This window comes from Rossellomorea sedimentorum (assembly GCF_046237645.1).
Taxonomy (GTDB): domain Bacteria; phylum Bacillota; class Bacilli; order Bacillales; family Bacillaceae_B; genus Rossellomorea; species Rossellomorea sedimentorum.
The window spans coordinates 2,245,901-2,258,903 of sequence record NZ_CP143546.1 but is presented as its reverse complement, the minus strand read 5'-3'; the positions used below and the strand labels follow the sequence as shown (position 1 = coordinate 2,258,903).

Here is a 13,003-nt window from a genome sequence, read left to right as displayed (position 1 = left end):
CTACTGAATTTCACAGAGAATCGATTGTATCCATATGCTTATTTTTGTAAATTTACATAATTATAACATTATTTCCTTTTTTAATAAGGTAGGCTTGAAGCGTACTTAATTAATAGAGGAGTCAATAGAATGAGAAGATTTTCTAGTAAGAGTGTTAGTGTCCTGACTGTTTTAGTGATGGTCTTGATGGTTTTTACCTCAATGCAATTGGATAAAACTAGTGCAGCAGGCAGCGGGACACGGAGTTCCCCGTTTACAGTAAGTCAGGCTATACCCAGTCAGAATGGAGCGACGTATTCTGTAGAGGGGTATGTCGTAGGGCAGCCGACATCCCAAAACACTGTTGTGACAAGTAACTTTCCGAACGATTATGCTCTTGCACTCGCTGATTCCCCAACAGAGACGAACACCTCTAACATGGTGTACGTCCAGATCACATCTTCCTTTCGATCTGCCTATGGACTTCAAAGCAACCCGCATCTGATGGGTGAAAAATTAAAAGTTACCGGCTCACTCACTGCTTACTTTTCCCATCCTGGTGTTAAATCCACATCGGCCTTCGAAGTGACACAGGAAGACAACACTGAACCGCCGGCCTATGAAGAGTACTATAAATCTGCCGAGGGGAAAACGGGTAATGAGTTAAAAGCGGCATTACATACAATCATCGATGACCATACCACTCTATCATACAGCGCAGTGTGGGATGCCCTTCGCTATACCGATGAAGATCCAGCCAATCCAAATAATGTGCTTCTACTATATTCAGGCCGTTCACAATCAAAATATACGAACGGCGGAGGAGTTGACGACTGGAACCGTGAGCATGTGTGGGCAAAATCTCACGGTGACTTCGGCACAGCACAAGGACCGGGAACAGACCTTCATCATTTGCGTCCAACAGATGTCACGGTGAATTCCTCAAGAGGAAATCTGGATTTTGATAACGGGGGAAGTCTGCATGGAGAAGCTCCAGGGAACTATTATGACAATGATTCATGGGAGCCGAGGGACGAAGTGAAAGGGGACATAGCCCGTATGCTCTTTTACATGGCCGTTCGATATGAAGGGGACAGCGGTGAACTGGACCTTGTACTGAATGACTATGTCAATAATGGAAGTTCACCCCTGCATGGGAAAATTTCCGTCCTGCTGGCCTGGCATGATCAGGACCCGGTAGATGCGAGGGAAGTTAGAAGAAATGATATTATTTTCGATCTGTATCAAGGGAACAGAAACCCTTTCATTGATCACCCAGAATGGGCAGAGATGATTTGGTGATAGTAGAAATGTGCCTGGGAGGCTGCTGCTTCCCGGGCTTTTTGGTGTTATTTATTATGAGAGCCGGTTGAATCTTAAACCGCACTTAAGTGCTGATCCCGTCGGCCCTTTAGTACTTTACCGCATTAAGTGGGACAGTCCCTCACGGGTGTTGATTAACCATAATATGTAAAATAACCTAGATAATTAGACAAAAAAACCCACTCTCCTTTAAAATGATTGTTACCTCTAACAAAACCAAAAAGGAGAGTGGGTTCATTGACTAACTTTAACAAATTATCAGAGGTTCTTCAAACTATCATTACAGATGAAGAAGTGGCAAATCTTTGCGAGAAGTGGGGCTATGAAGATACAGCTAGGAAGTTATCTGCCCACGATTTGATACACTTTTTTATTATTTCCTCTGCGAAAAAATGGGAAGGTTTTCGAGATGCCGAGACGAAATTGCCAAAGGAAAAAAGTTTACCTTCCGTAGATCACTCTACCCTTGCCAAAAAAGCTCAGAGTGTCCCTTATCAAATCCTTCAAGAACTATTCTCCCGTATTGTAGACCGCTTAGGACGTAGAGTTCGTCGAGCCCTTTTCAAACCCTTTAAGCTATTTGCCGTTGATTCCACCACCATTACTTTCCAACACCCAGATATGAGCTGGGCGGGGTATACACGTACCCGCCATGCGATTCGGCTGCATACAAAATTTGATGTAGAGGATAGTCAACCTACTCAAGTAGTCCAGACAACTGGACGACACCACGATGTCATGGTAGCACCCAAACTCTATGAAAATTTAGAACCTCTCTCCATCATCACAGCTGATAGAGGCTATGCACGCACAAAAGATTTTCAAAAGTTACATGAACACGAACAGTTCTTTGTGATTAGAGTCGCAAACTTCTTCTCCCTCTCGGAAGAGACGGAACACAGTGTTCCACTTGATGAAGATGGTCGTATTAAAAAAGATGTGACAGCCTTTATCGGAAAAGAATCCCGAAAGACAGACACTCGCTTTAGACTAGTTACATTCACAGACAACGAAGGAAATGAAATAAGAGTGGCAAAGAACCTTATGATGATGTCGCCAGAAGACATTGCTTACATCTACAAGCTTCGGTGGCAAATCGAGTTGTTTTTCCGCTGGATAAAAGGAAATCTGGACCTTTCCAACCTATTCGGAAATTCCCCAAACGCTGTGTATAGCCGAGTTTTTGGCACTCTTATCAGTTATTTTATATTGAGTAGTATTTATAATGAGACAAAAAAAGAGTGGGCTATCTTATATAATTACACCTTCATTGAGTTTACCCGTCGTTATATGGCACACACCCTGCCTGTGGAGGTAAGGTGTGCCATTAAATCGCTTTTTAAACGAAGGGGAAGTCTGTGTCAATCAATTGGAAAAATATAGATAATCAACACCCGTGGACAGTCCCTTTTAGTCCTTTAAAGCGCTAAGAGGAATTTAATGCAAGGGGTGATTGCCATCGTGATCGTCACTGCAAAAAACATTACCTTTGCGGCTGTTTCTGTGAAAGGCTCCGTATCGGGATGGTAAAAACTATTTTTCTTATAATCAAACCCGAGCATGTACACACGCTCGGGTTTCGTTTGTTCTAGGTTAATGTTTTTTTAAGATGGCAGGGTTTCATCTAATCGGGCAGCTGCTATAAGTCCTGCGCTTAAAGGTAAAAGAGCTACCAATCCAATTGCCCAATTAATGTTCAGCATATCTGTTAATAAGCCTGCAAATAATGCTCCAAATGCATATCCACTGTCTCTCCAAAAACGATAAACTCCCATTGAAGACGCTCTCCATGCTGGCTGAGCTACATCACTAATTGCCGCTTGTAAGGTTGGATAAACCATTGCGGTTCCCAGTCCAAGAAGGATTGCAGCAATGAACCATAGGCTAAATTGGTTTGCGAATAAAATCATCCATAGAGAAAGGGCTTGAAGCCACATCCCGCTAACAATTAACCACTTTCGGCCAATTTTATCACTCAATGCTCCCGTGAAGAGTTGAAAAAACCCCCAAGAAGCAGGATAAACAGCCACTAGTACTCCGATTTCTGATACTGTTAAGCCAACTCCTGTAAAGAATAACGGGAAAAGACCCCAAGCCATACCATCTTTAAGATTTGTGCTTAGACCTGCAAAAGTGATACTAGATAAACTCTTGTTTTTGAAAGTTGTCTCTTTGAAAATTTCTTTTGCAGATAAAGAGGATGCATTATTATTGGAGGATTTGGTTTGAACCTTTATATGTTCCTCAGTATCCCTTACAAGTAATGATAAGATAAGGCCAATGACCACAATAAAAATACCTATATAAAATGGTTCAGGTCGATGAGAGAAGGTTGCAGCAACAAAACCTGAGACAGCAGCCATGATAGCTACACCTGCATAGCCTGCAAATTCGTTTAACCCAACAGCCAACCCTCTTTGAGTGGGTTTTGAAATATCAATTTTCATATTAACAGTCATCGACCAAGCTAAGCCTTGATTGATTCCTAAAAAGATGTTGGCAACTACAATCATCCACCAAGAGGTTGCAAAGATGACAAGTAGAGGAACTAACAAACCAATACTCCAACCGATAAGCAGAACCTTCTTTCTACCTAATCGATCTGCTATAGTACCTGCAAAGTAGTTTACAATGGCCTTTGAAAACCCAAAACTAACTATAAAAGATAATGCAGCACTTGCTGATGCTAAACCAAAGTCTTCTTCTCCAATAAAAGGCAGGATGGTCCTTTCCAACCCAACCATTGAACCAACAAAGAAGTTTGTCACAACGAGAAGTATGAAGTGCAATATATTCTCTTTAATACCGAACTGCACTCTACTCAAGCAATTCACCTCCTAAAAGGGAGGAATAATCTGAAATATTCCACACTATTATCTTCCTTGATTAGCTTTTCTCATTTCTTTAAAACCTTCTGGTTGAGGTGGTACGTTGGACGTCATAAAATCAACAAAATCCTTCTCGTTATCGTACTTCAAAGCTTCATTGTAACGTTTTTCAAATCCAACGGTTGAAGAAGGTTTGCCACTTAAACCACGCCCGCAGACTGAGCCTGAAAATGCTCCTGGAAACAGTTCTATATGGTCTTCTAATTGTGTGATTTTTTGTAAGCTTTGATACAGATCTTTTGCTCCTTTTTCAACAGACACAGCTAATTCAGTTCTGCCTGCATCTCCGACCATTAAGGTGTGCCCGGTCAATACAAACCAAGGCTCATCTGCTCTGCGTTTATCCGACACAAGGATAGAAATGTGCTCGGGTGTATGCCCCGGGGTATGCAAGAACTTTAATTGAGTATTTCCTGCTAATAACTCATCGCCATCTTCAACTGGAGTAAAGTCATACTTCGTGTCTGCAGAAGAATGAAGGACATATTTTGCACCTGTTTTTTCAGCTAATTTCCTAGCACCTGACACATGGTCAGCATGAAGATGTGTATCAATAACATAAACAATATTCATTCCCAGTTCTTCTGCTTCCTTTAGGTAAAAATCGATTTGATCTTCGAGTGGGTCTACAACCACTCCTTGAGATAGACTTCCGCAACCAAAGAAATAGGATGCTGCTACCGGTTTAGTGTGTAAATATTGACGAAATAACATAAATACGAATCCTCCTTATAATTAATGAAGATATTCAGCTTGTTTCCATTCATAAACGCCTTCTTCCATACGATAAGCTTCGTAACCAAGGGAGGTTAATGTTTCCACGGCTTGTGTCGCAAATGCACAATATGAACCTCGACAATAGGCGATTATTTTTTTGTCCTTTGGCAGGTAGGAGATTTGCTTTTCCAAGTCCTGAATAGGTATAGACAGCGCACCTGGAATATGTTGATTCTTATATTCATCATCCGGCCTGACATCGATTAGAACAGCCTCGCCTTCTTGTATCTGTTTCAACATATCTTGCAGTTGCACCATTTTAATCTTTTCATTTTTTTCTATATATCCTTTCCTGATGTGTGTAACTTCACTAAACTGCATTTCAGTTATGTTTTTAACTGAATGGAGGAGATCAACTACGTTTTCATCCGCTAAAAAGTAATATACAAAGTTTTTATCCTTTTTAAATTTAACTAATTTAGCCTCCAGTAAGGAATGAAGGTGTTTAGAAGTATTTGCAACAGACATTTTAGATTCTTTGGATAATCTCTCCACTGTTTTAGGCCCGTGAGATAAATAATCTAATAACTCAAACCGCTTTGGACTAGAGAGAGCTTTACTGATTCGGGCAAAATTACCGTAAACAAGGTCTTTAAATTCACGTGATTCCAAAATATCACCCCTTAACTATTCAACTAAACGGTTGAATAGGTTGATTGTATAATGAACAGTTTGATTTGTAAAGTGGCTAGTTCAACAGTAGTGACTTGTTATATTATGTCCGCTTTATTATTTGCAGAGTGGAAATGAAAATGAGTTGTAATGGAAAAATACTTACTCCAAAAGTTTTGAACAACTATGAAAGTTATGTGTTAAAGACACCAACAACTAGCTCTGCATCAAAGACTTTTATAAGCCTATTAGAAAAATATTCATCTAGTTATATTTGAATAAAATTACAGGTTATTATGGTATTCTGAGTTTGCGCAAACGCTTTCACAATTTAAAGGAGTTGATTTTTTGAGAGTTACTAAAAGAATGATAACAATGGTCGTGGCGGCATTTCTACTGATGTCCATTTCTCCGGTACAGGGGCTTGCCAATACGAATGGTACGATGATGCAATACTTCGAATGGTATTTGCCGAATGATGGAGAGCACTGGAATCGTCTAAATAACGACGCGGCACACCTGAACGATATCGGCATAAGTGCGGTATGGATCCCGCCAGCTTACAAGGGGACTTCACAAAATGATGTGGGTTACGGGGCCTATGACTTGTATGATTTAGGGGAGTTTTATCAGAAGGGGACAACCAGAACGAAGTATGGAACGAAGCAGCAACTTAAGAACGCTATTTCCTCCTTGCACCAGAATGGTCTTCAGGTGTATGGTGACGTGGTGATGAACCACAAAGGAGGGGCAGATTATACGCAGTCTGTCACAGCTGTGGAAGTGGACCCGAATAATCGAAACAATGAAACATCAGGAGACTATGTTATTGAAGCGTGGACCGGGTTTGATTTTCCGGGCAGAAATAATGTGCATTCGACTTTTAAATGGCAATGGTATCATTTTGATGGAACTGATTGGGACGAATCCCGTAAGCTGAGCCGTGTGTACAAGTTCAGAGGTACAGGCAAGGCGTGGGACTGGGAAGTTGCCGGTGAAAAAGGAAACTATGATTATCTGATGTATGCAGATGTAGATTTCGATCATCCTGAAGTTATCGAAGAGTATAAAAATTGGGGAACATGGTATGCGAATGAATTGAATTTAGACGGCTTCCGTTTAGATGCTGTCAAACATATCAAACATTCCTATTTGCAGGATTGGGTATCAACCGTCCGCAGCAATACAGGGAAAGAAATGTTTACAGTAGCCGAATATTGGCAGAATGACTTAGGGGCCATTGAGAACTACTTATCAAAGACTGGAGGGACACATTCGGCTTTTGATGTACCTCTGCACTATAACTTTCAAAATGCATCGAATAGTGGAGGTAACTACGATATGAGAAATATCCTGAATGGGACCCTTGTTGCCAGTCAGCCTGTAAAAGCTGTAACCATCGTGGAAAATCATGATTCCCAGCCCGGGCAGGCACTGGAGTCAACGGTGCAATCATGGTTCAAGCCGCTTGCCTATGCTTTCATTCTCACACGTTCACAAGGTTATCCATCGCTGTTTTATGGAGACTACTATGGAACACAGGGCAATACATCTTATGAAATTCCTGCTCTTCAAAGTGATTTGGATCCTATCCTCAAAGCGAGGAAAAACTATGCTTATGGAACTCAGCATGATTATCTTGATCATTGGGACATTATCGGTTGGACTCGGGAAGGGGATACAAGTCATACAGATTCCGGATTGGCAACCTTGATTACGGATGGTCCCGGGGGAAGCAAGTGGATGTATGTTGGACAAAGAAATGCGGGTGAGACATGGGTGGATACAACCGGAAATAACAGCACCAGAGTCGTGATTAATAATGACGGCTGGGGTAACTTCTATGTTAACGGTGGATCAGTGTCTATTTATACGCAACAATAAATACAAGATTAAGAGTGACCTTCGGCAGTTCAATGAAAACATTGAACTGCTTTCTTGTGATTAATAACATTCATGCAGGTCGAAACACTTTAATTACAACCAATTTCCTTTATAATTTAGAGTAGGTACATGAGTTAGCTTATTTGAGGGCAGACATGTATTAAAAAATGAGATTTTGGTCCAAGAGTTGTCTAATCAAAGTGGAGACGTACACCAAGAATGTGGTTTTTGATACATAAACTGACTCATTTAAAAGAAGACATGTACCTAGAATAGCTCATAAAATACATAAGATAATAGGCATAACATGAAATATGTACCAAGACCATAAATCCTCCCTGCAAGTCTGCCATCGACGCACACATAAGACATATCAATTTCAATTTTATGGAATCATTTTAGTTCATTTTCACTATCTACAAAGGTAGGACAGATAGTATAACATTATAGTAAGAATAATTTAACGAAAATTAGAAAAAATCTGGAGGGGGTATAGGTGAAATCGATATTTTTTGAAAAGCGGGAACTTTATTCGCGGGTCTATTTATATATGATATCTTTCCTGGGTTGGCTGACGGTCTTTTCCTCTATGCTTTCCGTTGAGGCGACTGGAAATTATCTTATCCTCTTTCTATTATTTATCTTCCTCATGATCAGTGAATATTATCCTATGCCGGTATGGAGAGGTTTTACGGCCCTTACGTTTCCGATCGTGTATGTGATTTTCCTGTTATTTGGATTTTCGGTTGCGGCAATTACTTATGCTGCGGCTGTTCTCCTGGTAAATCTAAAGCACCAGCGCCCTCTTAGGACGATCATTTTCAATCCGGCTCAGCTGGTACTGAGTCTGTACGTTGCAACAATTTTTCTGAAAATGTTTGATCCATGGATTCAACAGGCTGTTGCCACGCCGTTTTTACAAGGGATCCTTCAGTATATTGTTTTACAGTTCTTCTTTTTCTTAGTCAATAATTTAATTGTGGATATTGTTCTTATGATTCGGCCGCAGCCTTATACATTAAAGGCATGGTGGACCAAGACCATTACGGAGTTAAATTGTGTGCTGATTTCATTACTGTACGGGGGCATGTTATATGTGCTGGGGAGCCAGAACAGAGGGGATATCGATGTTTTTTCCTACTTCTTTTTCTTTTCGCCGCTGGTCGGTTTTGCCCTTTTAAGCTCCGCGATTGTCAGGCTGAGGGAAGAAAAGAAAAGATTGAAATCCCTCTTTATCATCACTTCCCAACTGAATCAGTTTGTTCCGGGAGAGAGATGGCTGCAGGACCTTAAACATACATTTTCAGATTTTATCAATGCCGATGCATTTGTTCTATGGGTAAAAGAAGAAGGAAATTGGTACATGCAATTCCAGAAAGGCGACAACATTCAGAGTAACCAGCTACATCAGGATGTTGCGGATGAATTTGAAGAAGTGAAAGAGCCGGTCATCCATGGAAATCATTCAAACTTAACAAAATCCAGGAGCTTATTCGATGACCGTTTGAAAGCATTCGTTTATTTTCCGCTTCGTGTCGAGAAAGAAACGGTGGGGATGCTGGTAGCAGCAAGGAACAGAACGAAGAGTTTCACCGATGAAGATGTTCAATCGATAGCGACCCTTTCCAATCAGCTGGCTGTAACCATCAAGACCCGGATGCTTTTTAAAGAAAAGGAAAAGCGAATTCTGCTGGAAGAACGGAATCGAATTGCCCGGGATATTCATGACGGGATTGCACAGACACTTGCAGGGGCCATTATGAAGCTGGAGTCCGCCGGCCGCAGGTTCAATAAGAAACCGGAGGATACCCTGAAACTTATGGAGGAAAGTGTGTGCGGACTGCGGGACAGTTTAAGAGAGGTCAGAGACTCCATTTATGCTTTGAGACCTTATCCGACAGAAAGGGTCGGCTTGTCAAAAGCCATAGGGGCAAAAGTGGATGCTGTAAAAAAAGAATTCTCTCTCAACCTTTCTTTTGAAGTCAGAGGGGAAGAAATTGAATTGAGTTCAATGGTGGAAAAAGTACTGTTTGATATTTTCCAGGAAAGTTTACAGAACGTTATTAAGCATGCTAAGGCCTCTTCAGTAGAGATCCTCTTAAGCTATCAATCTGAAAACATCCTGCTGCGGATTAAGGATGACGGAGTGGGGTTCTCGCTTTTCCAGGCCATGCTAGCCGCGAGGGAACGCCCGCATTTTGGCATCCTGCAAATCAATGATTCTGCTGAAAAAATCAATGCCTCCCTTCAAATTGACAGCAAAGAAGGAGACGGAACAGAAGTGACCATCATCGTTCCAAAAATGGGGTTGGAAGGAGAAAGAGAATATGATCAAATTAATGTTAGTGGATGATCATGCAGTGCTTCGGGATGGGCTGAAAACGATCCTTGAATCTGAAGACGATATAAACGTAGTAGGTGAAGCCATCTCAGGCAGTGATGCGTTGAATAAGGTGAAGGAGTTGGACCCGGATATCATTCTCATGGATATCAATATGCCGGGAATGAACGGAGTCGAGGTAACGAAGATTTTAAAACAACAGTATCCTCATATAAAGGTGCTGATGCTGACCATGCACAGTCATGAGGAATATTTCATGGCTGCGATTAAAGAAGGGGCAGACGGCTACCTGTTGAAGGATGCACCTTCTGAACAAGTAGTGGAAGCGGTAAGGACCGTTTTCCAAGGAGAATCTGTTATTCACCCTTCCCTTACTAGGAAACTGTTGACCTTTCATCAACAGAACCAAAGACAGGACAAGGATGATAACTCCCTCACGGAGCGGGAAAGGGAAGTGCTCGGTTGTCTGGTTGAAGGGTTATCGAACAAGGAAATCGGCAAGAGGCTCTACGTCAGTGACAAAACAGTCAAAATCCATGTGAGCAACATCTTTAAGAAACTGAATGTAAAGAGCCGTTCACAGGTCGTGATTTATGCGGTTCAAAATAAATTGGTTCCTTTGCCGCCGAGTTCCTGATCATTGACAGGGCAATAGGAAGGAGTCTCGCCTTAAGCAGTCAGATTGAATTCATTAGGGTCCACCAGGCTAATAAAATTTTGGGACACCATTCCGTTTTTCTACTGACTTTTGAAACTTTCTTTCGTGAGTATTCGTCTTATATTAAAAGGGGAGGGAGTTTATGTCCGATAAAAAACCTATCAATGATGCTATGGAACATTTGAGTAACATAGAGGGATATCCTGTGGATGCCGACCTGAATAAGTTACCAAAGCCTTTAAAGTATTTCGGCTATTTCTTTATCACGTTTTTTGCCTTATCCGTTCTTTTTATCATTATCGCGAACCTGCTTACTTAACTGCCTCCCGTGGGCAGTTTTTTTGATCTTAAATCCACTTTTATCCAATTAAGTGTGATATAATGATTCTGAAAATTCAATGAAAAGGAGCTGGTGAATTGACTTCCTTTGGTGCTTTGCTTTTCTGGTACCCAATGGTTTTCTTAGTCTTAGGTGTAGGGTTAGGAATTTTCTTCAAAACTTCTAGGCTGAATGTGTTACTCGTCACCATCTTAGGTTTCTTCTTGTCCAACGCGGCCTTTTTTTATCTGGCAGAAGGCGGATTTACTGGGATTGAACGGGAAGCAGTCGGAAAGGGTTTAACGGTCTTTTCGGGTTTATCTTTTTCAGAAACAGTGTCAGTCTTTTTTACCCCAACGGTATACACCCTTCTCTACATCATTTTACTATTAGCGGGCTTTCTCATACTAAATGCTCTTAAGAATCAGAAAAACAAAAGTTTCAGTGTTTGATAGGTTTCACCTTATCCCTGCGGTCAAGGGCCTGAGCCTCTGGCCGTTTTTAATTTTTCTCAAAGGGTATGAATAATATAACCTCTTCATTTCAACTAAAAAGTTACCTCTCAAAAACGCCCAATCCGTCAATCTTCATAAAAAGAATTCTTCTCAAACAACGTCATTCTATCTATCTAAACACAAGCACAACTTGCATAAAGTACTAGTCCCTCTACTACTAAAGTAGTATTCGTCTACGACTACTGCTCTGTCTTTTTACTCCACTTGCCTAATAGTCAGAAAATTGGGGAAGTGAGAGAATGGTAATAAGGAAAGGAGATGAAAAAATGAAAATTAAATCAATACTTATTTCATTGCTGTTGATGATTTCGATGTTTTCTTCCTCTTGGGCTCTCCACGAGGCATCAAGTACATCAATGGACAGCAAGGCAGTTGTAGATGAAAACCTTGTACAGAAGCTGGCCTCAACATTGGAGCCGGTGGAAGTGATCGTTACCTTCAAAGATGGCGTACTGGAAAACGGTACAAATATCTTGAAAAGTGCAGGAATTACTAAAGGTATCAGCTTTGAAAGTCTACCAATGGCAGGCGTGCTGGCTACCAAGAACCAGGTGGAAAAGCTGGCGGAATCATCTGAAGTAGTTTCCATCTACCTGAACAGCGCATTGGAATATGAAAATGCAGATGCCACTTCCATCACTGGAGTGGATAAGGTACGTACGAACGCAGCGATGACGAAGCAGAATGGAGGCTTTCCTGTTTCCGGTAAAGGTGTCGGAGTCGTCATTAATGACAGCGGTGTGGATGGTACTCATAATGACCATAAATATGGCAGCCATCTTGTTCAAAACGTACTGGGCTCTACCAACCTCAATGCTATGAGTGGAATCCTTCCGGTTACATATACGGAAAATGTACCGAATACTGATAATAACTCAGGACATGGAACTCATGTTGCTGGTATTGTCGGCGGTACTGGAGCGATGTCGGGAGGCAAGTATGAAGGGGTTGCACCAGGTGCCAACCTGATCGGATATGGTTCCGGCGCGGCGCTTGCAATGCTGGATACACTCGGCGGATTTGATTACGCCCTGACACACCAAAGAGAATACAACATCCGTGTGATTACAAACTCATGGGGAGCTACAAGCCAGGCGGGTCAGGCATTTGATCCATATGATCCTATCAATATTGCAACGAAAAAGTTATTCGACAGAGGAATCGTCACTGTTTTCTCGGCAGGGAACTCAGGACCTGACGCTTCAACGATTTCTGGTAACTACAAGAAAGCCCCTTGGGTCGTAACGGTAGCGGCTGGAAATGACGCTTATGAACTTGCAAGCTTCTCTTCCAGAGGAGAAAAAGGAAAAGGCGGAACAGTGGTAGTTGATGGAATGGAGTGGACTTGGTCCGACAGACCGACTATTACGGCACCGGGAGTGGATATCATCTCGACACGTGTGCTGTCACCGATTCCGGTACTTGGCGCACCAAAGGATGTACAAAATATTGATCCGGCACATATCCCTTACTACACAACGATGAGCGGTACGTCAATGGCTGCACCACATGCTGCCGGCGTTATTGCGCTTATGCTTGATGCGGATCCAACTCTTACACCTTTAGAAGTGAAGAATATCCTTGAAGAAACAGCGAAGCCGATGCCAGGTTATGAGGCGTGGGAAACAGGCGCAGGTTATATCGATGCCTTCAAGGCAGTAGAAAAAGCTTTTGGCCTAAAATAATAAGATAAGAGAGAGGAGAATA

10 protein-coding genes are annotated in these 13,003 nt (G+C 41.7%); 7 read left to right on the top strand and 3 right to left on the bottom strand.

Annotated elements, in window-relative coordinates; translation table 11 throughout:
• Positions 1–201: 201 nt before the first annotated feature.
• Together V1502_RS11135 and V1502_RS11130 are read left to right on the top strand one after the other, a co-directional pair.
• A complete protein-coding gene (locus tag V1502_RS11135) occupies positions 202–1,281 on the top strand; it encodes an endonuclease (protein ID WP_409254333.1) in 1,080 nt (359 codons plus the stop codon).
• A 258-nt stretch (positions 1,282–1,539) separates the two neighbouring features.
• The gene (locus V1502_RS11130) at positions 1,540–2,685 is read left to right on the top strand and encodes an IS4 family transposase (protein ID WP_409250719.1); all 1,146 of its coding nucleotides are present in this window, start codon (positions 1,540–1,542) and stop codon (positions 2,683–2,685) included.
• Between the two features lie 221 nt (positions 2,686–2,906).
• Here the strand turns inward: V1502_RS11130 and V1502_RS11125 are convergent, their stop codons facing one another.
• From V1502_RS11125 to V1502_RS11115, 3 genes are read right to left on the bottom strand one after another with little or no spacing between them, the layout of a single operon-like run.
• Positions 2,907–4,127: an MFS transporter gene (locus tag V1502_RS11125; protein ID WP_409250718.1), complete on the bottom strand. Its 1,221-nt coding sequence runs from the start codon at positions 4,125–4,127 to the stop codon at positions 2,907–2,909.
• Between the two features lie 48 nt (positions 4,128–4,175).
• On the bottom strand, positions 4,176–4,904 hold the full coding sequence (locus tag V1502_RS11120; RefSeq protein ID WP_409250717.1) for an MBL fold metallo-hydrolase: 729 nt from the start codon (positions 4,902–4,904) through the stop codon (positions 4,176–4,178).
• Positions 4,905–4,925: 21 nt separating this feature from the next.
• The gene (locus V1502_RS11115; protein WP_409250716.1) at positions 4,926–5,579 is read right to left on the bottom strand and encodes an ArsR/SmtB family transcription factor; all 654 of its coding nucleotides are present in this window, start codon (positions 5,577–5,579) and stop codon (positions 4,926–4,928) included.
• A gap of 348 nt (positions 5,580–5,927) precedes the next feature.
• On the opposite strand from V1502_RS11115, the gene amyS reads away from it, so the two are divergent.
• The 5 genes from amyS (at position 5,928) to V1502_RS11090 (ending at position 12,981) form a co-directional block, all read left to right on the top strand.
• Positions 5,928–7,463, top strand: a complete 1,536-nt coding sequence (gene amyS / locus V1502_RS11110; protein WP_409250715.1) for an alpha-amylase — start codon at positions 5,928–5,930, stop codon at positions 7,461–7,463.
• Positions 7,464–7,959: 496 nt separating this feature from the next.
• Complete coding sequence (locus V1502_RS11105) at positions 7,960–9,816, top strand: GAF domain-containing sensor histidine kinase (protein ID WP_409250714.1); 1,857 nt, start codon at positions 7,960–7,962, stop codon at positions 9,814–9,816.
• Entirely contained in the window at positions 9,791–10,441 is a 651-nt protein-coding gene (locus V1502_RS11100; protein WP_409250713.1) for a response regulator, read from the top strand. Before V1502_RS11105 ends, V1502_RS11100 begins: the two co-directional genes overlap by 26 nt.
• Before the next feature lie 163 nt (positions 10,442–10,604).
• Positions 10,605–10,781, top strand: coding sequence for an amino acid transporter (locus V1502_RS11095; protein WP_409250712.1), 177 nt, complete (start codon positions 10,605–10,607; stop codon positions 10,779–10,781).
• 781 nt (positions 10,782–11,562) lie between these two features.
• Entirely contained in the window at positions 11,563–12,981 is a 1,419-nt protein-coding gene (locus V1502_RS11090; protein ID WP_409250711.1) for a S8 family serine peptidase, read from the top strand.
• The last annotated feature ends 22 nt before the right edge of the window (positions 12,982–13,003 follow it).

Coding starts and splice junctions, on each gene's coding strand:
- V1502_RS11100 (WP_409250713.1), top strand. CDS start 9,791: ATGATCAAATTAATGTTAGTGGATGATCATGCAGTGCTTCGGGATGGG.
- V1502_RS11095 (WP_409250712.1), top strand. CDS start 10,605: ATGTCCGATAAAAAACCTATCAATGATGCTATGGAACATTTGAGTAAC.
- V1502_RS11135 (WP_409254333.1), top strand. CDS start 202: ATGCAATTGGATAAAACTAGTGCAGCAGGCAGCGGGACACGGAGTTCC.
- V1502_RS11090 (WP_409250711.1), top strand. CDS start 11,563: ATGAAAATTAAATCAATACTTATTTCATTGCTGTTGATGATTTCGATG.
- V1502_RS11120 (WP_409250717.1), bottom strand. CDS start 4,904: ATGTTATTTCGTCAATATTTACACACTAAACCGGTAGCAGCATCCTAT.